The sequence below is a fragment of the Enterococcus sp. DIV0210g genome, from assembly GCF_050559705.1.
Classification (GTDB): Bacteria; Bacillota; Bacilli; order Lactobacillales; family Enterococcaceae; genus Enterococcus_B; species Enterococcus_B faecalis_A.
Window position 1 is genome coordinate 2,226,135 of sequence record NZ_CP187903.1, and the last position, 23,192, is coordinate 2,249,326.

General features: G+C 39.3%; 18 protein-coding genes. 4 read left to right on the forward strand and 14 right to left on the reverse strand.

Annotation, left to right across the window (positions count from 1 at the left end; genetic code table 11):
* Positions 1-110: 110 nt before the first annotated feature.
* The 7 genes from IGI64_RS10715 to IGI64_RS10745 are packed head-to-tail and all read right to left on the reverse strand — an operon-like array spanning position 111 to position 7,272.
* Positions 111-1,004, reverse strand: a complete 894-nt coding sequence (locus IGI64_RS10715; protein ID WP_429940526.1) for a triphosphoribosyl-dephospho-CoA synthase MdcB — start codon at positions 1,002-1,004, stop codon at positions 111-113.
* 18 nt (positions 1,005-1,022) lie between these two features.
* Positions 1,023-2,108: an acyltransferase gene (locus IGI64_RS10720; RefSeq protein WP_429940527.1), complete on the reverse strand. Its 1,086-nt coding sequence runs from the start codon at positions 2,106-2,108 to the stop codon at positions 1,023-1,025.
* Between the two features lie 23 nt (positions 2,109-2,131).
* Positions 2,132-2,722 (reverse strand): malonate decarboxylase holo-ACP synthase, encoded by a 591-nt coding sequence (locus IGI64_RS10725; RefSeq protein WP_429940528.1) that lies wholly within the window; start codon positions 2,720-2,722, stop codon positions 2,132-2,134.
* A gap of 3 nt (positions 2,723-2,725) precedes the next feature.
* Positions 2,726-4,402, reverse strand: a complete 1,677-nt coding sequence (mdcD, locus tag IGI64_RS10730; RefSeq protein WP_429940529.1) for a biotin-independent malonate decarboxylase subunit beta — start codon at positions 4,400-4,402, stop codon at positions 2,726-2,728.
* On the reverse strand, positions 4,392-4,691 hold the full coding sequence (locus tag IGI64_RS10735; RefSeq protein ID WP_016624640.1) for a malonate decarboxylase subunit delta: 300 nt from the start codon (positions 4,689-4,691) through the stop codon (positions 4,392-4,394). Before IGI64_RS10735 ends, mdcD begins: the two co-directional genes overlap by 11 nt.
* Before the next feature lie 16 nt (positions 4,692-4,707).
* Positions 4,708-6,354, reverse strand: a complete 1,647-nt coding sequence (gene mdcA / locus IGI64_RS10740) for a malonate decarboxylase subunit alpha (RefSeq protein ID WP_429940530.1) — start codon at positions 6,352-6,354, stop codon at positions 4,708-4,710.
* 6 nt (positions 6,355-6,360) lie between these two features.
* Positions 6,361-7,272: an ACP S-malonyltransferase gene (locus IGI64_RS10745; RefSeq protein WP_429940531.1), complete on the reverse strand. Its 912-nt coding sequence runs from the start codon at positions 7,270-7,272 to the stop codon at positions 6,361-6,363.
* A gap of 120 nt (positions 7,273-7,392) precedes the next feature.
* Here IGI64_RS10745 and IGI64_RS10750 point away from each other — a divergent pair, with 120 nt between their 5' ends.
* From IGI64_RS10750 to IGI64_RS10760, 3 genes are all read left to right on the forward strand, one after another.
* The gene (locus IGI64_RS10750; RefSeq protein ID WP_034862507.1) at positions 7,393-8,247 is read left to right on the forward strand and encodes a LysR family transcriptional regulator; all 855 of its coding nucleotides are present in this window, start codon (positions 7,393-7,395) and stop codon (positions 8,245-8,247) included.
* 98 nt (positions 8,248-8,345) lie between these two features.
* Positions 8,346-9,080, forward strand: a complete 735-nt coding sequence (locus IGI64_RS10755) for a tRNA1(Val) (adenine(37)-N6)-methyltransferase (protein WP_016624644.1) — start codon at positions 8,346-8,348, stop codon at positions 9,078-9,080.
* The gene (locus IGI64_RS10760) at positions 9,070-9,363 is read left to right on the forward strand and encodes a GIY-YIG nuclease family protein (RefSeq protein ID WP_429940532.1); all 294 of its coding nucleotides are present in this window, start codon (positions 9,070-9,072) and stop codon (positions 9,361-9,363) included. Before IGI64_RS10755 ends, IGI64_RS10760 begins: the two co-directional genes overlap by 11 nt.
* Before the next feature lie 52 nt (positions 9,364-9,415).
* On the opposite strand, the gene IGI64_RS10765 is transcribed toward IGI64_RS10760, so the two are convergent.
* The 4 genes from IGI64_RS10765 to hisS form a co-directional block, all read right to left on the reverse strand.
* On the reverse strand, positions 9,416-11,272 hold the full coding sequence (locus IGI64_RS10765; RefSeq protein ID WP_429940533.1) for an acyltransferase family protein: 1,857 nt from the start codon (positions 11,270-11,272) through the stop codon (positions 9,416-9,418).
* Between the two features lie 365 nt (positions 11,273-11,637).
* Complete coding sequence (locus IGI64_RS10770) at positions 11,638-12,513, reverse strand: YitT family protein (RefSeq protein WP_016624647.1); 876 nt, start codon at positions 12,511-12,513, stop codon at positions 11,638-11,640.
* 716 nt (positions 12,514-13,229) lie between these two features.
* Positions 13,230-14,999, reverse strand: coding sequence for an aspartate--tRNA ligase (gene aspS / locus IGI64_RS10775; RefSeq protein ID WP_034862496.1), 1,770 nt, complete (start codon positions 14,997-14,999; stop codon positions 13,230-13,232).
* A gap of 13 nt (positions 15,000-15,012) precedes the next feature.
* Complete coding sequence (hisS, locus tag IGI64_RS10780; RefSeq protein WP_016624649.1) at positions 15,013-16,311, reverse strand: histidine--tRNA ligase; 1,299 nt, start codon at positions 16,309-16,311, stop codon at positions 15,013-15,015.
* A gap of 406 nt (positions 16,312-16,717) precedes the next feature.
* Here hisS and IGI64_RS10785 point away from each other — a divergent pair, with 406 nt between their 5' ends.
* Entirely contained in the window at positions 16,718-17,650 is a 933-nt protein-coding gene (locus IGI64_RS10785; protein WP_429940534.1) for an aldo/keto reductase, read from the forward strand.
* A gap of 287 nt (positions 17,651-17,937) precedes the next feature.
* On the opposite strand, the gene IGI64_RS10790 is transcribed toward IGI64_RS10785, so the two are convergent.
* From IGI64_RS10790 to IGI64_RS10800, 3 genes are all read right to left on the reverse strand, one after another.
* Positions 17,938-19,980 (reverse strand): bacterial Ig-like domain-containing protein, encoded by a 2,043-nt coding sequence (locus IGI64_RS10790; RefSeq protein ID WP_429940535.1) that lies wholly within the window; start codon positions 19,978-19,980, stop codon positions 17,938-17,940.
* Positions 19,981-20,264: 284 nt separating this feature from the next.
* Entirely contained in the window at positions 20,265-21,725 is a 1,461-nt protein-coding gene (locus IGI64_RS10795) for a helix-turn-helix domain-containing protein (protein ID WP_429940536.1), read from the reverse strand.
* Positions 21,726-21,764: 39 nt separating this feature from the next.
* Positions 21,765-23,087 carry a hypothetical protein gene (locus IGI64_RS10800; protein ID WP_429940537.1) on the reverse strand — a complete coding sequence of 441 codons (1,323 nt, stop codon included), beginning with the start codon at positions 23,085-23,087 and terminating at the stop codon, positions 21,765-21,767.
* Positions 23,088-23,192: the final 105 nt, after the last annotated feature.

Sequence of the window (23,192 nt, forward strand, 5' to 3'; positions counted from 1 at the left end):
TATCATCACATGTGCAAGAAAAACAGGCAATCAATGTGCATGACGAAAACTAAATCAAGTTTCCAGCTTATGCAAACAAAAAAAGGAACCAACTTTCGCTGGTCCCTTTTTTAGTTCATCATTTCTGCTGTATTTAAATCAAAACGTGCAGAAATTTTTAGATTTTTTGTTTGTGCTGCCCATGCTTCTACAGAAAGCAGAAATATACTTGCTGATAATAAATCTGCACTTCCTCCTGGAGAAATATGTTTTTTCTGGCAAAAATCGGCAAGCACCAAAAAGTTGGGATTTGGCCACTTTTTCTGACTGGCTTTTTTCGCTAATTCCTGCATCTCGATCAATGTTTGCCGGTCACTTCGATGCAAGACACAGGTATCTTCCACGGTACTCATCAGTGTAAGGAGCATATGCAGTTGCTTTTGTTTATTTGAAGCACCGGGAAAAGCTTTATGAGCTTCCAAGGCCAGAGAAAGATGCGGATACCCCAATACCGCTTCTTCGTAAGCTCCGTTGACGCCGTATTTTTGTTTGACGACATGACCATGGGAAGCTTTTTTCGGCTGATATCTTGAATCTGGAAAGGCGGCTAATCGGCTCACTTCTGAAAAAACAGCCGCAAAACGAAGAGATTTTTCTTTGCTTATTCTCTGTGAAATTACGCTGATAAGCAAACCCATGACCCAAATAGCGCCTTTATGTGTGTTGATCCCATTTGTCGCAGCCATCATTTCTTTTTCTGCTGCGCGACCGATCTCAGCGATGTTTTCTCTTAATTCCTGGTCGATTGGATGATTCCAAGAGACACGTGCCATCTCTTCAAAAAATGGTGACAATGTCTTGGCAGATTTCAGAAATAAAGCAAGATCCATATCTCCATGCGCACCTGTGTCTAATGCGTCGACTAATCCTGGCTTAGGACTTAAACTCACTTCTTCGATCAAGGCTTTTTCAACGAGATGGGCAAGTGTTTTGACCACTGCTTTCTTTCTGTTCTCTTCTACCATGACAAAAACTCCTTTAGTTTATTTTACAAATACTTTTTTGACAGCTGACCAAATCAAATGTAAAATCCAGCTCAATGCAAACGCACAGCTCGCTGTCGCTACATAAGCAAGAAGGATCATGATTCCAGAAGGCAACTGAAGTAATGTGTCTTTAAACAATAATAGTACTACTTGGAAAACAAAGACATTGGCTAAGTATGTGCGGTACGCATAAACAGATAACCATTTGAAAATCGGCAATTTTGGTGAATCATTTTTTATCATGGTTGAAGCTGCCATAAATACAGCCATAATGATCAATAAACTGTATATACTTTGGATCGTGTTCAAGTAAGGCGTATTCGCAAAACTCAATTCTCCTGGATGTGACAATAATGCTTTTGTTGAAAATAACGCAACTGCCACACTCACTGGCAAGAATAAGTAGCGGACAGGTTTCAATACAGCAAAAATCTTTTCGTGATAAACGAATGCTGCTGCACCATAGATTCCATAAATAATAAAACTTGCGACAAAACGATCAAACAGATACCAGCTGTCATGATGCGGTCCTGTCAAAATCTGTGTATCATAGAATACATACCATGCGACATATAAGATTGTTGAACCGATCAATACTGGCCACACATTCTTTTTATTTGCAAAAACTTTATAACCAAGCCACATGAAAAACGGCATCAATAATTGGATCTGAAGCATCATCACGGTATACCATAGATGAGGCGCGCCATCACCTGTAATATATTTCAATAAAAAACTGCCAGCATCTGTGTAAGGTGTTTGCTGCTGAACAGCTGGGAACCACCATAAATATACGGTCGTCCACAAAACATAAGGAATGACTAACTCAAAGAATTTTTCTTTTAAAAATTCCCAATAAGTTAAATGCTGGCTTTTTTTCACCATATTATAAACAATTGCAAAAATAAATGCAGGGGCCGTATATTTAACAAACACATAGAACGTTCCAATGAATGCAGCAGTCGTTTCACTGTGTGCATTCGCTAGGGCAAAACTCAATATCGTCTGCATCATCACGGCTGTTACGGCTGCTACTTTTAGAAAGTCGCTTACATTGATTCTGATTTTTGTATTCTCAAACATCTCTTTCTCTCACTTTTAGTTTATTACCAAATCTCTTTGGTTAGTTTAGGTCCTGTTGTTGTTTTCAACAGGATTTTTTTCTCTGGCGTCCGCAAATATTCTTTTAGCGAAAATCCGCCTTTGGATGTAATGACTTGTGTGTCGAATTGTTCAAAAAAATCAGAATGAGACTGGATTGCCTGCAAAGGCAATCCAGCTGGAGAATCAGCATACAGCAGCAAATCAAAATCACTGGTTTCTTTCACTGCTTGGATTCCAGAAGCCAATTCAAATCCCAAGCTGCCGCCAACGCCCCATTTGTATCCTGATAAAATGTCTCTAGCCGCATGAAATTGCTGATAAGCAGGAAATGAGGCGATTTCTTTTTCTCGAAAAGATTCCTGGTCAATGATTGCCCATGGATGGATCACCTTTTGGATAGAATCACTCAAAATTTCGAGAGCAAAGCGTTGGTTTCGGGCCGACCCGCGCAGACCAATCGGCAAAAATGCCGGATCAGAAGGTTCAGAACGGCGAACCACACCATAAACTTGTTGAGAAAGCTTCAACCACTCTGGCAGCTCTTCCTTGATTTCCTTTTTATCAAAAAGAACAATATCATGTGCTGTGATCATTTTTTAAACATCCCATTCCTCAGCCATTTTGGCACGTACTTTATTTGTTTCGACACGTCCCATTTTTACAGCTGTTTCATTTGTATAACGGCTTGTCAGCATTGTATCGTTGGTTGCACGAACATCTTTGATTGCTTCGTTGACAGCTTCAACGACTTTGCTTACATTTTCTTCCGAAGCTTTTTGATCGGTGATATCGCTCAAGAAGCAATGGATAGCGCCCAATTTTGTATAGTTGTTGATGTCATAGGCAATCGCAGGTACTTTTTCTGCTGCAGCTTCGATTTCAGCGATTGAACGTTTTGTGACACGAGCGGCACTTGCTTTTGACATCGCTTGGACAGTGATTTCTTTACTATTCAAAGCAATTAAACGGCTTGATTGAAGACCGTGTGCTAAGAATGCACCAGAAATCGCGTTACCAGCAATCACACCAATGACTGGATGTCCCGCTTGGCGCAATTTTGCATACGCAGCTGCACTATTTGCTAATGCTACGTGGATACCAACCAATTCTTCGTTGTATCCATATGCTTGACTTGTTACGTCAATGACAACGATGATTGGTCGTTTCACTTCTTTGTTTTTGTCTTCTTCGTAGACATGGTTCAAGATTTGCCCCATACGGAAACCTTCTACTAAACCAGTTTCGCCATTACGTACACGGTACATTGGGTTTTTAGGATCTGGAACGATCGATGTAACAACCGCTTCTTCTGAAAATTTATTGGAATTTCCATAATAAACCGTGCTGATTGTTGATGTTGGATGTTTCATTTCTGTCAATGCTTCAAACCATTCATAACCGACACTGTCAGCAGCAGCTTCTGTTCCTTCAGATACAACAGGTAATTCAACCGGTTTTGCTTGATGTTTCGCAAGTACTTGGTTGTATTCTTCGATAGCCATTGGTTTTGAAAGATCCAATGTTTCTAATAATGACAAATAGAATGCTGAACTTTCACTGCGGTGGCTGTCTTTTCGTTCATTCATTGCTGCAATAACTGCTTCTTTGATTGTTTCTACACTATCAGTTACTAATTCATCAATGAGATTTGATGCTACACGTTGGCGGGCACCTAATGTATTCCAAATCAAGTTTTTGTCGCTTGAATCAAACTCGCGAACACCAGCTTCTTGTTCAATAACTTCTGGTCCGTTTAGTCCAACTCTGGCTTTTTTTGTTGCGATCAAATAACTCATCAAAGCAGAAGTGATCGACATTCCGCCAAATGAACCAACGCGGCCTGGGACCAAACCAATCACTGGCACATATTGTTTCAAAGCAACGATAAGATTTCCAAATTCTGAAATCGAAAGCAATCCATAATTGGCTTCTTGCAGACGAACACCGCCCGTATCCAACACGATGATCGGGAATGTTTCATTTCCTTTTTTGTTTTCTTCTAAAACATGTTCAAGTGCTGAAATAATTTTTGCTCCGGATACTTCACCGATACCGCCGCCTTGGAATTTTCCTTCCATGGCGATGACTACAACATTTTTTCCATCGATCATTCCGCGGCTGACAACGATGCCGTCATCACTTTCTGGAACGATTCCTTGAGCAACCAAGTTAGGTGCGATGATTTGATCAAATGGACCAATCAATTCACGTCCGCTGTCTAATAGGGCATTGACCCGTTCTCTTGCATTTAATTCTACAAAACTATTTTTCATCAGAAAGTTCCTCCATTGCTTGCGTCAATCGCAGATATACAACGCCTGGAGTAGCTCCAAAGTCATTGATGACGATATCTGCTGAAATTGGATAACGATCAAAGAATCTGGTTAATACGTTGTTCCAAACTTCGCCAAAACCATCACTTCCTGTACAGATTTTGACTGTGGATTCTGATTGTTCAGTTGGGAACATCAAAATCTCTAAATCGCCGGAACCAACGACACCCACATGGATTCTTTTATTGATTGGCTGTTTTGTTTTATAGTTATAAGTTAATTGTTCCATGGATTTTCTCCCCTTTTTATGACCAAGTTCTGAATTTCATTGGTGGTTCATAAAGTCCGTCTGACCATTCGATCAAATCATCGACTGTTTGTGCTGCCAGCAATGAGCGTTTTGCCTCACTTCGTTTGATTCCTAGATCTTCTGGCAATTTCACGATTCCTGCTTCGCGCAGTTTATCCAAAGCTTCTTTTGAACTTGTCATACCTAGTGGCGTCACACCGCCGATTGCAGCAATTGCAGCTTGGCGTTCTTCTTTGTTTTTTGTTTTGTAAAGATAAGCGATACCTTCTTCCGTAACGATATGTGTTGTGTCTTCGCTGTAGATCATTACGGGTGCATTTGCAAGTCCTGCTTGTTTTTGAACAGCAAGAGCATCAAGTTCTTCAACAAAAACAGGTTTTTTGTTTGAGCCGAATGTTTCCACCATTTGTACAACTAATTTTTGACCTTTGCTCAATGGATTTTCATTGTCGCGAAGAGATTGCCAAGCAGGTGTTGAGTGGCGACGTCCGCCCGGATTGTGTCCCATATTTGGTGCACCGCCGAAACCTGAAAGGCGTCCTTTGGTAACTGTTGAAGAATTTCCTTCATAGTCTAATTGCAATGTAGAACCGATAAACATATCGATTGCATATTGCCCTGCAGCTTGTGAAAGTGTACGATTACTGCGCATTGTGCCGTCTTTTCCGACAAAGAATACATCTGGACGAGCAGCGATATATTTTTCCATACCAACTTCGCCGCCGAAACTGTGGATACTTTCGACCCAGCCTGATTCGATAGCAGGAATCATTGTTGGATGTGGGTTCAAGACCCAGTTTTTAGCGATTTTTCCTTTAAGACCTAATGATTCGCCGTATGTTGGCAACAGTAATTCGATAGCAGCTGTATTAAAACCAATACCATGATTCAAAGATTGTACGCCATGTTCTGCATAGATTCCTTTGATTGCCATCATTGCCATCAAGATTTGGATTTCTGTAATGTTTTGAGGATCACGGGTGAATAACGCTTCTAATTGATACGGTTGATCTGCTTTTACGACAACATCTACCCAGTCTCCTGGAATATCGACGCGAGGAAGTTTATCAACGACTTCATTGACTTGAACAATAACGATACCGTCTTTGAAAGCAGCGGCTTCAACGATTGTTGGCGTTTCTTCTGTATTGAAACCAGTATATAGATTGCCTTCTTTATCCGCTTTGTCTGCCGCAACTAATACGACATTTGGGATCAAGTCGATGAACAAGCGTCCATAAAGTTCAAGATAGGTGTGGATATCTCCAAGTTTCATCGTGCCATCTTCAATCATTTGAGCGACACGCAGACTTTGCGCACCTGCGTAAGAGAAATCGATTTTGCTTGCGATTCCTTTTTCAAAAACATTCAAGTGTTCTGGTCTTGAGATACTTGACATGATCAAATGTACATCGTTGACTTTTTCGACAGCGACTTTCTCCAAGCTTTCTGAAAGAAAACTTGCTTGTTTTTGGTTGTCGCCTTCTAAAACGACTTTATCGCCTGGTGCGATCAATTCTTCTAGTACTTCTACGATTTTTTCAGTGTCGATATATTTACCGTTCATCAAATGGCTGATTTTAGCCAATCGCTGCGCTTTTTTTTCACGCTTAGAAGCCCAATTGTGTTTTGGTTTTTCCATAAATGTTCATCTCCATTTTTGATATAGAAACGTCGCGTCATCAACGCCGTGCTGGTCTAGATTGATAGTACGGATACCATTATCTGCGCCAAATCTTGCATGAATCAGCTTTGTTAAAGTATTGCCGGGCGGAAATTCAATCGTCAGGTCCATTCCTAGTTCTTTTGCCAAACCCATCATCTGGTTCCATTGCACAGGATAGGCAATATTTTCCAATAGATCTTTGCGGATTTCTTCGGCGTCTTGCGTTGCTCGGCCATCTGTATTTTTTAGATAAAGACTGCGTGCATCCGTTAAGCGAACGGTATTGATATAAGGTTTGAACTTTTCTACCGTTTCCGTCATCAGTACGCAATGGGAAGGCACAGGTACCTTCAACAGTTTCGCCGTCTGTGCTTGCCGTTTTTTTGCTTCAGCCAGTGTTTTTTCCAGTCCAGAAATACTGCCAGATAATGTATGCTGCATCGGGCAATTTTCGTTTGAAAGATAAACAGGTTCATCAGCTGTAAAAGTCTCTTTTACAAGTTTTTCTGCTTCGCTGCGTGTCAATCCAACAACAACGCCCATCGCGTAATCTTTCGGATAAGCTTCTTTCATCAAGACCGCACGATGATAAACAAGTTCTGCGGCATTTTCGAAAGTCAGCGAACCACAGGCGACTGCGGCACAAAATGCTCCGATCGAATGTCCTGCTGCGATGTCAGGCAGAATGTCATTTTTTTCCATTTCATCTAGGTAAAAGACTGCTTTAGTCAATAACGCTAGTTGGATAAACACGGTATCTTGGTAGTTTTCCTCAACATCTGTTAAGCGATAGCCAGTAACATTTTCTACCCGATCAATATAAGAAATCGGCACATCTGCCAGCATCCCTGGTTTTTGGCTTCCCTGTCCAGGAAATAAGAAACCTGTACTCATGGATCTCTCCTCCTTCAGCACTTACTTTTTCCAATGTTATCTTAGTAAAGTTCTGCTATAATGAAAAATGCCAAAAAAAGAAAAAACTATTACAAAAAGGTATGGATTGGATGCGAAACGATGAAATTACTTCATTTGCAATACTTCAAAAAAGTTTTTGAAACACAAAATATTACACAAGCCGCAAAAGAATTATTCATTTCTCAACCAGCTTTGAGCCGTGCGATCAAACATTTGGAAAGCGAGCTTGGGGTGCCTTTGTTTTACCACAGCGGTCGAAATATCGAAGCTACGATTTACGCAGAAGAATTTTATCCTTATGCGACAAAAACATTGGAAACATTGGAAGAAGGAATCAAGAAATTGACTTCTGTAAATGAAAAAATAGTGACTTCTGTTATTTTGTACCTGGAAGTGGCTTCCGTTTCGATACCTAATCTTGTACGGATTTTTCTTGAAAAACACCCGAATATCCAATTAACGATCATGCAGCATCAATTGCCAGAAGATGTGACGGATCCTGTACTCTACATCACATCTGAGGAAAAACCAGGGATGACAAATGTTCCTATTATGAAAGAACCAGTTTATGTAGCCATCCCTAAAAATCACCCCTTAGCAAAAAAAGAAGAGCTGTGCTTAGATGATATCCAGCACACGCCTGTTTTGATGCTTTCAAAAAATAACGCCTTTCGTCACACTTTAGATGCAGCGCTCGAAGCGAAAAACATCGAATTGATGATTAGTTCGACAACAGATGATCCAGCGACATTACGCTCGATCCTCAAACAAGGTCTGGCAATCAGCTTTTTCCCAAAAATATCTTGGTCTTATGACAAAAATGATTCTTTTGTACTTAGAGAGATCACTGATCTGCCTTTGACACGGACGATTTATTTGTCATCGACCTTTACCGAAGATCATCCGCTTATCAAAACGATTTCCAAGACATTGAAAGAATTTTATTTGAAATAGAAATCACTGGTTTATTTCTTCTAAACAAAAGGTGTTCTTTCACAACTTTTGGAAACGTAGTATAATACAGACGATCCTATTCAGTTTGGAGGAAAAACATGCTGCAAGAAGACGAACGAATTGACCAGCTGTATGCTGCAGATATCAAAATCATTCAAAGCCGAGAAGTGTTCTCTTTTTCCTTGGATGCAGTACTTTTAGCAGCTTTTGCTCGAGTACCGAAACGTGGGAAAATCGTTGATCTGTGTGCAGGAAATGGTGCAGTAGGTCTTTTTATGAGTAAAAAAACGAATGCAGCAATCGATTTGATCGAATTGCAGCCTCGTTTGGCAGATATGGCGCGCAGAAGCGTAGCACTTAATCACTTAGACGAGCAGATGACCGTTCACACACTTGATTTAAAAAACAGTTTGACTGTAATAAAACCAGATTCTTGTGATGTGGTCACTTGCAATCCGCCTTATTTCAAAGGGCTGCCAACCAATAAAAAAAATCCGAATCCCTATTTAGCCGTCGCACGCCATGAGATTGAAACGACGCTTGATGAAGTCATTACAGTTTCAGGAAAGTTATTAAAAACAAATGGTCGTTTGGTAATGGTCCATCGTCCTGAACGTTTTTTGGAAATATTAACATTGATGCAGGCACATCGGATCATTCCAAAAAGAGCCCGTTTTGTTTATCCGCGTCCAGGAAAAGAAGCGAATATCTTGTTGATCGAAGGTATCAAGGATGGAAAATCAGAAGGTTTCAAAGTAGAGGCACCTTTATTCACTTATGATGAACAAGGCGAATATATGCCCGAAGTCCATGAGATGTTGTATGGCCGATAATCATTATTTTTATGTCCTGCTTTGTAAAGACCAAAGCTTCTACGGCGGTTACACAACGGATTTAGCAAGGCGGCTCAAAGAACACAATAGCGGAAAAGGTGCCAAATATACGCACCCTGAAAAGCGGCGTCCTGCACAAATGATCCACGCCGAAGTCTTTACTACCCGCAGTGAAGCGACTAAAGCAGAAGCAGCGTTCAAGAAACTTTCGCGGAAAAAGAAAGAAGACTATCTTTCAACGTCTCCTTCTGCGGCACTCCCCTTAAATCAAAGCGGCGAGTGAATTAAAAAAGCACCTGGAATGATTTCTCATTCCAGGTGCTTTTTTGTCTGTTTTATTTGTTTTTATCTGCCAACATTGCTTGAGTGACTAAATGGATATAATGGGTCATTCCTTCTGGGTTTGGATGGACTTGATCATCATAGAACCAGCTCGTCTGCCCTTTACTGTAAGAATACCAGTCGATCAAAGTGATATTGTCATATTTTTCTGCCATTCGTTCCAACATAGCGTTCACGTCATTTTGCCAACGCTTCGTCGGTACTTGGACATTGACCCAATAGACTTTGCGATCACCGATTTCGGACATCAAACTGTCAAATTGCGCTTCAGTAAATGCTCCGTTTGTTCCTAAGCCAATCAATAGCGTATCTTTCAAAAGGCCTTGTTTTTTCAGTTCTTTGATATAAGGTCCGCTATTATACAATTGTCGGCCGACATCACCGTCAACTACGACATTTGGGAAAAGTTCTTTCAAATCTGTCGCTGCATCCAGCATAACTGAATCACCAAATGCTGTCAGTTCCAGATTCTGTGCTTTTTTCCCTTCTGCAGCAGTCAAATCATATTTTTCCAAAAGTTCTTTATCCACAGAAGAAGTAGTTTCGTTATCGGCATTTTCTCTGCTTTTTTCATCCAACTTCTTACTTTCTGCAATTTGCTGCTGTAATTGTTTTTGATCTGCCGTGATTGCATCTTTTGGCGCAATCACAAACCCGACTAAAGCAACAGCTGTCACCAGAAGTCCTGGGATCAGCCAAGGTTTTTGTTTACTGATAACCGGTTTTTGGAACCAGCCTTTTACTACATTCATCGTTTGACTATAATCAAAACGAGCAAGCGGTTGTTCGATATAGCGATAAGACAACTCACTGATTCCAAGGATCAATGTCAATTCGATCAATGTGTGCATCCATACATTGTCCCCAAGATTGCTTACTTTTGCTTCATAGAAAATCATGACTGGGAACTGGTAAAGATAGATCCCATAGCTTCGTTTCCCAATCCATGAAAAGACCGGATTTGTCAGCCATTTGTTCAAACTTGCGCCAGGATGTGCGGTAACAGCCACAAGCAGTACGCAAAGCAAGCTGACTAACACCATTCCGCCATAATAAATGAAATTGAAATGGTCATCTAAAAAGAAGAAACATAACAGTAACAGAAGAAATGATCCTGCGCCTACTGTATTCAGCAATTGTTTCGCTTGCTTAGGAATCGTGTGTTTTAATCGTGTACTTGGCCAAATAAATGCCAATGCACTTCCCATCCAGATGGAAAACAGACGTGTATCTGTTCCATAGTAGACACGCGTTGGATCTGCTCCTGGCGAATACATGACCATCATCAAGATCGCTGAAAGAGCGGCCGTGCCCAACACACTGTAGAAAATCCATTTTTTCTTTTTGACTAACTTCATCAAAAGTACGAATAACACCGGCCAAATCAGATAGTTTTGACCTTCCACCGCCAAGGACCAAATATGGGTAAACGGCGATTCATTTGCAAAACGATCAAAATACGATAAACCATTATTGATCTGCCACCAGTTATTCACATAGAGCAAACTGCTGACAACTACTCCCCGCAGATTATTCAGCAGCGATCGCTGGAATAACGTAATATATGCAGAAGATGCGACGAGCAGAAAGACTAAACCTGGATACAGGCGCTTCATCCGCCTTACATAAAACTTCCAGATATCGATTTTTCCATTTTGTTCCCATTCTTGCCTTAATAAATCCGTGATCAGATAGCCGGAAACAACAAAAAATACCGGCACTCCCAGATAGCCGCCTTTCATACTTGTGGGCAGCAAATGATATAAAATAACGCCGACTACAGCTAGTGAACGGATTCCGTCAAAACCCGTGATATAGCGGCTGTTTTTTAATCTTTTTTGTTTTTTCATCCAAAATTCCAACTTTTCATATTCTTTTTTCACTCGCACGATGCGCACATGAAAAGAAGCGAAGTCTCCTATCTCTTTGCCCTTTTCATCAAGCCGCATGCAAAAAAATGGCGGCGGATACTAGGAGTTTGTGTTACTGCGGCTCCTATCTCCGCGTGTCCAAGAAAAAAACGCCCCGCTAATAAGCGGGCTCGAGCAACGATAGTTTCCTACATCATGCTCGAGCCGGTTTTGTCAAAGACGCTGCTTCTTTTACACTCTTGTTTTCTATACTCTCATATCTTGATGATAATGAGCAATCATTTTTTCGATACTTTAAGAAAATTTCAAAATAAGTTCCCTTTTTGTAACATACATTTATAAATTTAAAGCGAATCTTCGTAAAAACGCCCTAAAATCTGTACATTCTCCGCGATGCTGACAAAAGCTTGCGGGTCAGCAGTTTTCATCGCTTCTCTCAACAAAGGTAATTCATAACGGGTAACGATCGTCATTAAGACAGTTTGTTTGTCGTGCTTGTAGGCACCTTCTGCTTCGTTGATGATCGTGATGCCTCGTCTCATACATTTTTGGATCTCGTCCACGACTCTTTCTGGATGTTTCGTTACGATCATGACTTGCATTTTCTTTTGTTTCGTATAAAAGACATCTGTCACTTTTCCGCTGACAAAAATAGATAATGCACTATAAAACATGTACTGCCAGCCAAAAAGAAGACCTGCAACGAAAACGATCAATGCATTGAAATAGATCGAGATCGAACCAATCGATTTTCCTGTTTTTTTGCGGATCGTAATACTTACGATATCTAAACCGCCTGAAGAAAGTCCATTTCTTAAAGCGAGGCCGATACCTGAACCCATGACTGCTCCACCAAACAACGCACAAATGATTGGATCCGTCGATAAGACCGTTTCCGGTACGATGTGAATAAACACCGATGTCAATGTCACAGTGATAAAGGTAAAAATCGTAAATTTCTTGCCGATTTTGAACCATGCTAAAAAGAATAACGGAATATTCAGTAAGTAAAGCGTTGTAGAAACCGGGACTTCAAAACCTACTAGTGATTTTGATAAAGTCGTCAGTATCTGCGCCAAACCAGTAATACCGCTTGAATAGATATGTCCTGGCTGGTAAAAAAAGTTCATCGCTACTGATGCAATCAGTGCATAGACGATTGAAACAGAAAGTTTGGTCGTGTAATCATGATAGGCCCAACTTTCAAAAGTTTTTTTCATGAAAAAAGCCTCGCTTTACAAGATTATGGCTCTATTATAAGGTTTTTTCCTAGTAAAAAAAAGGGCTAAGACCTTAAAGTTAAGAAGTTTTTAGAGAGGTCGTGAACAAAGCGTTTTGTCCTGAGCATTAAGACTCTGTTATCAGAGAAAATGGCTGTTCACATTTTTTCTGATAACAGCTTAATGCCGAAGGACAGCTTTGTGAACGCCGTGGATAGAGGTTGTGAAAGAACCGCACAGCTCTGAGCATTAAAGAAGAATTTCGTAAAATAGCTTCTCATATTTTGCGGAATTTTGAATTAATGCCGAAAGAGCTGGTTCTTGAACACCGTTTGTAGAGGTCATTTTCTCAGCGTTCTGTTCCGAGTGTTAAGACTCTTTTCAACGGGGAAACAGCTTCTCATGTTTTTCCGTTGAAAAGCTTAACGCCGAGGAACAGCTGAGAAAATACCGTTTATAGAGAGGTTGTGAACAACATGCCCTGCTTCAAGAATTAAGAATGACAAATTAGAAATAGCTTCTCATATTTTTAATTTGTTAGGCTTAATTCCGTAGAAGCAATGTTGTGAACACCGTGGATAGAGGTTGTGAAAGAACCGTTCAGCTCTGAGCATAAAAAAAGAAAAACAAAAAAGACAAAGCAGCGTTATCTGCTTTGTCTTTTTCTATTCTTTGTCTTGTCTAAATAACCCTTTTAAACAGCATGTTCAAGTTTCTTATTCTTCAATCGCTGTAACATCGATATTCAATTCGAACAGCTGCATTGGAGAAACAATACTTGGTGCTGAAGACATCACATCTGCTGCTTTTCCGTTTTTAGGGAAAGCAATCACTTCACGGATATTATCTTCGCCAGCTAAAAGCATAACTAGTCGGTCTAGTCCTAGAGCGATTCCTCCATGCGGCGGGAATCCATAGTCTAAAGCTGTTAGCAAGAAACCAAATTGTTCTTCCATTGATTCTTTTGTAAATCCTAGTGTTTCCAGAACTTTTTCTTGCACTTCACGTTGATGGATACGCAATGATCCGCCACCAAGCTCATAACCATTCAATACGATATCATATGCTTGTGCGTAAACTTTTGAAGGCTCAGTTGCCAACAATTCGATATCTTCTTCATTTGGCAAAGTAAACGGATGATGCGCAGATACATAACGTCCTGCTTCTTCATCATATTCAAATTGAGGCCAGTCAACGACCCACAAGAAATTGAACTTGCTTTCATCGATCAATCCCAATTCTTTTCCTAGACGAGAACGGATCGCACCTAATGAAGCTGCTACAACTTCTTTTCTGTCTGCGCCGAACATCAGCAAATCGCCCACTTCTGCATTTGTTGCCTCAACGATTGCTTCTGTTGCTTCACCCATAAATTTAGCGATAGGGCCTTTAAGTCCGTCTTCTTCTACTTTCAACCAAGCAAGTCCTTTTGCACCGAATTGGCTGACATATTGACCTAATTGATCCATATCTTTACGTGAGTATTTATCTGCTGCGCCTTTTGCATTCAAGGCTTTGACTACGCCGCCGTTTTCTAAAGCCATTTGGAAGACTTTGAAATCGACATCTTTGACTGTTTCGCTCAAATCGATCAATTCCATGTCAAAACGTGTATCAGGTTTGTCGCTTCCGTAACGGTTCATTGCTTCATCGTAAGTCATACGCGGGAATGGTAATGTTACTTCGATTCCGCGCACATCTTTCATCACTTTTGCAATCAATCCTTCTGTGTATGTCTGGATCTCTTCTGCAGTTAAGAATGTTGTCTCGATATCTACTTGTGTAAATTCTGGTTGACGGTCGCCGCGCAAGTCTTCATCACGGAAACAACGAACGATTTGATAATAACGGTCGAATCCAGAAGTCATCAACAATTGTTTGAAGATTTGCGGTGATTGCGGCAATGCGTAAAAATGCCCTGCATGGACACGTGAAGGAACAAGATAGTCACGCGCGCCTTCTGGTGTTGATTTCGCTAAGTAAGGTGTTTCGATATCCATAAAGTCGTTTTCATCTAAATACGTACGGATAGAACGAGTTACTGCACTGCGCATTTTCAAGTTATTTGTCATTTTTGGACGGCGTAAATCTAAATAGCGGTAAGCTAAGCGGATTTCGTCATTGATTGTTTGGTCATCTTCAATCAAAAATGGCGGTGTTTTTGCTTTGTTCAGAATCGTGATCTCGCTGGCAAAGACTTCAAATTGTCCCGTAACCATTTTAGGGTTCACAGCTGATTCTTCACGTTTTCTCACAACACCAGTGATTTCGATAACATATTCACTGCGGCATTTATCAGCGATTTCCCACGCTTCTCTTGAAACTTCTGGGTTGAATACTACTTGGACAATTCCTTCTCTATCACGTAAATCAATAAAGATAACGCCGCCTAGATCTCGTCGTTTTTGGACCCATCCTTTTAATGTTACTGTTTGATCGAGTTGTGTCTCAGAGACTAACCCGCAATAAGTTGTTCTTTTAGTCATTCTTTTTTCTCCTTTAATCAAATGCTATTGTCAACATTTCGTCGTATATCTCGTCAAAATGGTCATAAATCTCTTCTAATGGATATTTCTTCTCGTTACGGTTTGCCATTGCTTTGACCGTGATCGTTTGTTCCGCTAACTCATCTTCTCCGATCGTCAATACAAGTTTTGCGCCGGCTTTATCCGCTGTTTTGAATTGTGCTTTTGCTTTACGTCCCATAAAATCCCGGTCAGCAGAAAAGCCAAAGTTTCTGATTGCTTGAACGACTTTCAAACTTTCAATATTCGCAGCATCTCCTAAAGAAACTACATAAGCATCCAGTTCAGACAATGCAGGAAGTACAACTTCTTCTGCTTCTAATGTCAGCAGTAATCGTTCGATCCCCATAGCAAACCCAAAACCTGGTGTTGCTGGTCCGCCTAATTCTTCTACAAGTTCATCATAGCGTCCCCCTGCACAAATCGTTGCTTGGGCACCCATTTTCGGCGCATCACTCATGATTTCAAAAATCGTATGTGTATAGTAATCCAATCCTCGAACCATATTGCTGTCGATTTCATAAGGGATTTCTAACGCATCCAACATAGCAGTGACTGTTTCAAAATGTGTTTTCGCTGATTCGCTTAAATAATCAAGGATCGATGGTGCTTCTGCCACAAATTTCTGGTCACGTTTATCTTTGCTGTCAAGAACACGAAGCGGATTTTGGTGCAAACGTCTTTGCGAATCTTCACTTAATTCACTTTCATGCGGCAGCAGATAATCGATCAATGCTTGACGATAATTTTTTCTTGTTTCTTTATCCCCAAGAGAATTGATCACCAAACGAATCTGGCTGATCCCTAATTGTTTGAAAAAGTCTAAAGCCATCGCCATGCTTTCAACATCTGTCGCTGGGTTTTCTGAACCGAATGCTTCTACCCCTATTTGATGGAATTGACGAAGACGACCTTTTTGAGGACGCTCGTAGCGGAACATTGGACCAACATAGAACGCTTTGTATGGTTTGGCATATTCGGGACCAAACAATTTATGTTCAACAAAAGAACGGACGATTGGCGCTGTTCCTTCCGGGCGAAGGGTTACGTGACGCTCCCCTTTGTCATAAAAATCATACATTTCTTTTGACACGATATCTGTAGTATCACCGACACTTCGAGCAATGACTTCGTAATGTTCAAAAATCGGCGTCCGGATTTCATCATATCGATAATCTCTAAATAACAAACGTGCTGTTTCTTCAATAAATTGCCATTTTTCTGATTCGCCTGGCAAAATGTCATTTGTTCCTTTTGGTCGCTGGAAACTCATAATCCTCTCTCCTTTTCATACGCTATGTACATAAAAAAATTCGCCCTTGTCCAACTGAACAAGGGCGAATGAAATTCATACACGGTACCACCTAATTTTGAAAGATCTCTCTTTCCTTTAAACGAGTAACGCTCGTGCGCGGGGCGGCTTTGCACTCGCCCATCTCCAGAGTGTCTTTCATCTGCTAGTTCTTGGGTCGCTTTCAGCCTCGACGCCCCTCTCTAAAAATAAACTAGAAGGTTACTTTCTCCTTCAAAGATATTCATCAATATTACTTATAACCTACTAAAAAAAACGGTCAAAGTCAAGATAAACCTTCCTTTTCTCATCATTTCTGAAAAAAAAGTGCACATTGGTTCAGCTTTTCATTTTTTTGTTTTAGACTTTAGAAAAAGGGGGATTTTTCATGACAGAAACAAGAATCGGATACTCTCAAGTATACGCAGAACAATTAGGTTTGGGCACAAATGCCGTTGGCGGACACAATCTGTTTTCAAACCTTGACGATGAAACAGGAAAACAAGTTGTGCGCACTGCTTTAGACAACGGAATCACTTTGTTGGACACTGCTTATGCTTACGGCAATGGCCGCTCAGAAGAATTGATCGGCGAAGTATTGAAAGAAGGCTATGACCGTTCTCGCGTGATTATTGCGACGAAAGCATCACATGATCCGGCAAAAAACGGAAAACACAATAACTCACCGGAATTTTTGAAACAATCTGTTGAAGATGCATTAAAAAGACTTCAAACAGATTACATTGATATTTTTTACATCCATTTCCCTGACGAAGAAACGCCAAAAAATGAAGCAGCAGCTGCTCTTCATGAACTAAAACTTCATGGTAAGATCCGTGCAGTCGGCGTTTCGAATTTTTCATTGGAACAACTAAAAGAAGCCAACCAAGACGGCTTTGTGGATATCGTACAAGATAAATATAATTTATTGCATCGCGAAGCAGAAAAAGAACTATTTCCTTACATGGAACAAAACGGGATCAGCTTTGTCCCTTATTTCCCTCTTGCTTCAGGACTGCTTACAGGAAAATATCAAGAAGACATGACCTTCAAAGACGGCGACAGCCGACAAAAAAAGGAAGACTTCCAAGGTGACCGCTTTAAAACGATTGTCAAAACTGTGAATCAGCTTGCCCCAATCGCGAGACAGCATCAGGCAACTATTTCGCAAATCGTACTTGCTTGGTACATGAAAAATCCAGCAATTTCAGTAGTGATCCCCGGTGCAAAGAAACCTGAACAAGTAAAAACGAATGCCGAAGCAATGGATGTCCGTTTGACGAATGAGGAGTATCAGGAAATCGATCAATTATTTAGATAGAGGTTGTGAGCAAAGCGTTATGACTTGAGTATTAAAGAAGAAATCCGCGAAACAGCTTTTCATGTTTTGCGGATTTTTGAGTTAATACCGAAAGTCAGCTTTGCGAACACCGTTTAAGTAGAAGTCGTGAACTCAGCGCTCTGCTTTGAGCAGTAAGGAAAAATTTTCGAAAATCGCTTCCCAGACTTTTGCAAAAATTTGACTTAATGCCAAAAATCAAACCATTTTTCATCGTCATATAAACAATAAAACTCACAAAACAATCAAAGCTGTTTTGTGAGTTATTTTTAAGACCAATTATCAACTTCAAAAGGATTTCGATCAGAATAAACAAATGTACCAGCAATCCCACGCATCAAATCACCCAACTGAGAAGCTTCTGTAGCGCCTCCTCCTGGTGCTGGGCTTCCTTGTGAAGGAGAAGTAGCCTGTTTTTTTGGTTCTGGCTTGTATTCTTCTTTGCGCTGTCTTTTCCTCGCTGATGATTCCTTATTATTTTCGACAGATTTGTCGCGGTCAATCCCCGCAGCTTGATCTATTATATTTTTTTCTTGAATTTTTTGAGGCTGCTTATTGTCGGTCTTTTTGGAGTTCATGACTGTTGGTCTATTTGATTTACTTTCTTTGTTTACAGAAAGTTTTGACTCCTCTGGCTTGGTTGTCGATAAGCTTTCTTTATCCGAAGATTCTTCTGTTTTCACTGGGGTTGTTTTTGTTGATTCACTTGTTTCATTTTTGTTTTGTACTGCTTCATTTTTTTGTTCGCTTTTCGGCAGTACCACCAGTTTAGAAGAGGTATGGATATCTTGCAGTGAAAATTGATCATGATAACTATAAGAAATTGTATAAGTTCCCGCTTGTTCCGGTGTATATTCTGTGAAGGATTTACCATCAAGGCTTGTTGTCACAAGCTCTTCATCGATAAAATAACCTTCTGTATCCCGGGCTTCTTTTATCAGCTGTTCTTTCTCCACATTGCTTGCTACATCTACAACCAAGTTATTTATAGAAAAATGACTCTTATCTTGTGTATAGGCATAAGTAACTACTATTTCATTAGGAACATTTTTATCTACTTGTACTTCTGTCTGCAAATGTTGCACGACATCTTTCCAATAAACGTTATTTCCTAGACCATTTTGACGAATATAGTCATAGACATTGATACGTCTATTATTGCGTTCAAAAGTAGAATATTCCGTGTTAGGAACCATTCCTTGAATGTTAACAGGAGTTGGGATCTCAGGTATTCCCTCTGAAATATCTACGGTTTTTGTTACTGATGGTGAAAGTTCTTTATTCGTTTCAGCATCCACAAAACGAGTCACTACTGTTGTATGTGGCGTTGAAGTAACTGTTGGGATGATTGTTACAGTTACTTGTGTTTCTATTGTTTTGGCTGTTAATGGATCTGTATATCTTAAAGTCAAAGGATATGTACCAGCTTGATTTGTATCAACATTTCCGATGATTTTGACATCAGCAGGGTCACCTGGCGTACCATCGCTGTTTACAACTTGGTCAATGACAGTGTTCTTGTCAAATTTGCTTCCAGCTGCTAACTTGATATTTTTACCTTTGATCAATGATTTATCTGCTTCGACATTTAAAAAAGCAGTTGTTTTCATAACTTTTGTATGTTCCTGATCATAATACGATAATGTCACAGGAAAAAGTCCTGCTTTTTCCGTAGTAATCGTAGAAGGATTTTCAGCAACAACTTGGTTAAGATCTCCTTCACTTCCATCAACGTTTTTCAAGTTTTCCACTAATTCTGGAATTGTTACTTTTGCGCCAATAGGAACGGACAATGTTTTCCCTTCAAAAACCGACAAATCTTTTTCATATCTAAAAGTAAAATCTGCTTGACCAATATCTGTAGTATTTTTGATATTTTCATTCAAAAGGTCGATGACTTGTATTAAAGGATCACCTTTTTCCGGATCTGCAAATCCTAAAAAAGAAGAGAGTGATATCTCATCCGTGTAGGCTGTCTTCCAAACGGATTTTTTCGGAACGAGCCAATAACCGGGAATGGTCGGCGGATACGTGATTTGGTTCTCAACAATTTGCTCAGGAAGAAGTGTATTCCCGTCCAAGTCTTTAAATTGTTCTGTTATCGTAATCTGGGCTTTTTCATCATTTGTATAGGAAACAACAGGCTGAGCCGCTGTTTGTGCTGCTGCTGGAAGCGGACTCAGAATCGATAAACCAATCAGCACGGTCCCCATAACTATCTTTATATAAGGTTTTGTTGAAAAACTCGGATCATTTGAAACTTGTTTCTTTGATTCCGCAGATTTTTCTGCTCTGTTTGGTTCTAAGCACATTTTTTTCCCTCCTTGAGGTTGCGGTATAGTATTCCACTTTTTTGCTCAAGTTTTCTTCACTACTTTTTAAGCAAATGATGATGGAAAAAACAAGTAGTTCTTTGGAAAAAAGCTTTACTTTTTAATTTGCTGACCCGCAATTTATTCTTCTTTTTTTCAATACCCGAGATATTATAACATTCATTATTTTATTTTTTACCTAAACAAACGTATACATTCTTGTTATTTTTGTTCTAGAGGTAAATTTACAAGAACTTTTTCAGATATCAGAGAATACACCCTCGCTATTTCTGTGTGCTTTTCAATTTGATCACAGCATTCCCGAAGTTTTCCCAATCATCTGGTGTCGGCGGTTCTTTCCAGATAATTTGTTTTTTTCCAAAATTTTCCAGTAAACAGTCAGACAAATAAATATGTGTTTTTGAAGTCACTTTGCTTTCAATAACGATATTGTAATTCTTAAATCCATTCACTTGCGAAACGATGTAATTCGTATAGGACTTTCCTTGTGAAAAATCGATACATACATGGATTGGCGGTTCAAAATAAGAAACAGGACAAACATCGATCAGCAAAAATAAATAATCGTAGAACAGTCGAACAGCAAGTTCTTCGTTGCCGTTGAATTCCTCAATATATTTATCAACGATTTCTTTTACTGCACTGCTGAAAATAGGATACGTTTCAAAGAAAAACTGCATTTGCTTTTTCGAGATAAAACTGGACATTCTAAAATCAAATATCTGATGTGTCCGATTGATCCGTTCGAATCCCAGTGTTAACCTTTCTTGTGCTTTCAGCCGTTCTTCCTCAGGTACTTTTTCTGAAAAAGGGAGTAAATGAAACAAGTGGCTAGATAATACCTGGGTGATTTTATCTATTTCCTGGAAATTGTCTTCTTCATTCACGAATTGACGGCCATGTGCAAACTCTTCTTCACCAATCAAAAACAGTAATATATAAGAGACTTCATTCAGGATTTGTTCCTTAGATAGGTTTTTAAACGAGATTCGAGAGATATCTTGGATAATCTCTGTTCCTTCAATCGTTTCAAAGTATTTTGGGTGAAAGTAACACTCCGTCAAAATATCCCCGTTATAGGCTCGCAACAATACGAGCGCGACCAAAAGATTTAATTTGATTTTTTTGGTGGAAGAAAGTTTTAGATGCAGCAGGTATTCAAAATATTGAACGATATTTTTTGTTTCATTTAGGATTTTTTCGTCAAAAGGCAGCTTGTACCCGTTGTAGATCCCAAAATAAACACTGAATAGCATGCTGCGGATCGCAGTTTCTTTCCCCACCAATGTATTTTTCTTCAACTTTATTCCTTGATGCTCAAGAAAAACAGTTAATTCTTTTCTTTTTACATAGGCTCTGGATGTACTGAGAAATTGTTCTTCTGCAAATTTGTCGATTGTGACTTTCGAAGTAACTGTATCTGTAAGCAACTGAGCAATTTTAGATTTAGCAAAGTAAACCCTTCTTAAATTTTTTATATCGATCATATTTAGATTTTTTACTTCAATTTCGCCATCTTCAGAAACAATGATTTCAGGATGGGAATCAAAAGCAGCGAATTCTTTATTCAATTCAATGATATAATTTCTAGTTTTGAATTTTGACAGGCCTAAAACCTCATATAATCTGGGCAGCACTAAATAATTGTTTTTCTCAAACTCAAGATATCTGACTATCAAAAGCTTTTCTCTATCTTCTTCTTCCAAAAGATAATCAATCTTCATTTTTCACACCTCGCACACCTCGATAAAGCATAATATTTTTTATTTAAACATTTGTTGGTAATCTTCTGGAACAGATTGCGGACCTCTAAAAGTCATGGATTCTTGCCATATTTTCTGTTCCATTAGCTGGTTCATATTTATTTGGATCAATTTTTCCTGAATTGTTTTATATTCATTTTCTTTTGCAACGATTCCCGCAAAATGAAAATCTTTTTTTGTTTTATCTAAAGACAAAATAGTCATTTGATTTAAATATGCACGGGACAATGTGTCTTTCACTTGCGTTCCAGCATTCAGATTTAGATAGACATCATTTTCCTCAAATAGCTGAACATACATCTCATCGTTGACTGCTTCCAACAAGCGGAGATTTGGATAGGTTGAAAGTTTTTTCAATTTATCACTCATTTTCGTTGGTGCCGCAACCGTTATTTTGAATCCAGGAAAATCATTTAAAATAGTTTCTAAATAAAAGATCTCGTCTGTTTTTGTCATAATCAGTGCATTCAATGAATAACGATGTTCTCTGTAATAATCAAAAAGTGGTGATAAATAACTGCAGCTGACATGCGTCTCTGGATATTTATTTTGAACGAATGCTTGTTGTTCTTTATCTTCAAAAATAATTCTTTCTACGCTTCGTTTATTCTCTAATTGGCTGATCATATTTCCTGGTACGCTGTTCGTCATCGTTTCTTGCCAGAATAATGTGGTTTGATAATTGCCTAAATCTGATACAAATAGCGGTGTTGATAGGGAATTGATGATCATTTTTTTGCTTGTTTCAATGACGTTATTTTTTTTAAGTTCATCGATAAAATAAATAATGAATCTCGTTACGCTCTCAAAGACTAGATTTTTCTCTGGTAAAATAACGATTTTATTTGCCTTATCCCAACTCACTTTTACTTGGTCTTTTTCATCAATATAATAAATTGTTTCCTTTTTATTAGGACCCTGAAAAACAGAGTATGCATATTTTACACCTTGATCGGAATAATGATCGCGTCGGTAGACCGTTCCTTTTTCATCTGTCCAATCTACAGTTTGGACCATGCGGAAAGTTTCAGGAAAATAATGGATCTTCCCTCTTTCTTTGTCCCCGTCTAAAATAACAGCATGATTTGGACTGCTGTTTCGGATCTCCCAATATTCCGGAACATCAATTTCATTAAAAAACAACGCTCTATTTTTCTTGGATGTTTTGTTTTTGGCAAAATATACGAATGGATTATAAAATACTTTGCCGTAAGAATTGCCTTCGTAGTTGATCAAAACGTTGATTCCATTGATATTCGCCCTATCTAGACTGTTGATTAAAGTAAGGCTTTGTTTATTTAAATAATCAAATAATCGTATCATTTTATGTCCTTTCCTTGGTGGTGGAAGTTTGGCATATATTCAAGAACTGCTTCTTTTAGATATCTATATTGCATATCGTTTATCTGTTCCCAAGCAGCCAAGCTC

What these genes read in the sequence shown, in the direction of transcription:
- IGI64_RS10715 (WP_429940526.1), bottom strand. Translation starts at nt 1,004, where the DNA reads ATGGTAGAAGAGAACAGAAAGAAAGCAGTGGTCAAAACACTTGCCCAT.
- IGI64_RS10720 (WP_429940527.1), bottom strand. Translation starts at nt 2,108, where the DNA reads ATGTTTGAGAATACAAAAATCAGAATCAATGTAAGCGACTTTCTAAAA.
- IGI64_RS10725 (WP_429940528.1), bottom strand. Translation starts at nt 2,722, where the DNA reads ATGATCACAGCACATGATATTGTTCTTTTTGATAAAAAGGAAATCAAG.
- mdcD (WP_429940529.1), bottom strand. Translation starts at nt 4,402, where the DNA reads ATGAAAAATAGTTTTGTAGAATTAAATGCAAGAGAACGGGTCAATGCC.
- IGI64_RS10735 (WP_016624640.1), bottom strand. Translation starts at nt 4,691, where the DNA reads ATGGAACAATTAACTTATAACTATAAAACAAAACAGCCAATCAATAAA.
- mdcA (WP_429940530.1), bottom strand. Translation starts at nt 6,354, where the DNA reads ATGGAAAAACCAAAACACAATTGGGCTTCTAAGCGTGAAAAAAAAGCG.
- IGI64_RS10745 (WP_429940531.1), bottom strand. Translation starts at nt 7,272, where the DNA reads ATGAGTACAGGTTTCTTATTTCCTGGACAGGGAAGCCAAAAACCAGGG.
- IGI64_RS10750 (WP_034862507.1), top strand. Translation starts at nt 7,393, where the DNA reads ATGAAATTACTTCATTTGCAATACTTCAAAAAAGTTTTTGAAACACAA.
- IGI64_RS10755 (WP_016624644.1), top strand. Translation starts at nt 8,346, where the DNA reads ATGCTGCAAGAAGACGAACGAATTGACCAGCTGTATGCTGCAGATATC.
- IGI64_RS10760 (WP_429940532.1), top strand. Translation starts at nt 9,070, where the DNA reads ATGGCCGATAATCATTATTTTTATGTCCTGCTTTGTAAAGACCAAAGC.
- IGI64_RS10765 (WP_429940533.1), bottom strand. Translation starts at nt 11,272, where the DNA reads ATGAAAAAACAAAAAAGATTAAAAAACAGCCGCTATATCACGGGTTTT.
- IGI64_RS10770 (WP_016624647.1), bottom strand. Translation starts at nt 12,513, where the DNA reads ATGAAAAAAACTTTTGAAAGTTGGGCCTATCATGATTACACGACCAAA.
- aspS (WP_034862496.1), bottom strand. Translation starts at nt 14,999, where the DNA reads ATGACTAAAAGAACAACTTATTGCGGGTTAGTCTCTGAGACACAACTC.
- hisS (WP_016624649.1), bottom strand. Translation starts at nt 16,311, where the DNA reads ATGAGTTTCCAGCGACCAAAAGGAACAAATGACATTTTGCCAGGCGAA.
- IGI64_RS10785 (WP_429940534.1), top strand. Translation starts at nt 16,718, where the DNA reads ATGACAGAAACAAGAATCGGATACTCTCAAGTATACGCAGAACAATTA.
- IGI64_RS10790 (WP_429940535.1), bottom strand. Translation starts at nt 19,980, where the DNA reads ATGTGCTTAGAACCAAACAGAGCAGAAAAATCTGCGGAATCAAAGAAA.
- IGI64_RS10795 (WP_429940536.1), bottom strand. Translation starts at nt 21,725, where the DNA reads ATGAAGATTGATTATCTTTTGGAAGAAGAAGATAGAGAAAAGCTTTTG.
- IGI64_RS10800 (WP_429940537.1), bottom strand. Translation starts at nt 23,087, where the DNA reads ATGATACGATTATTTGATTATTTAAATAAACAAAGCCTTACTTTAATC.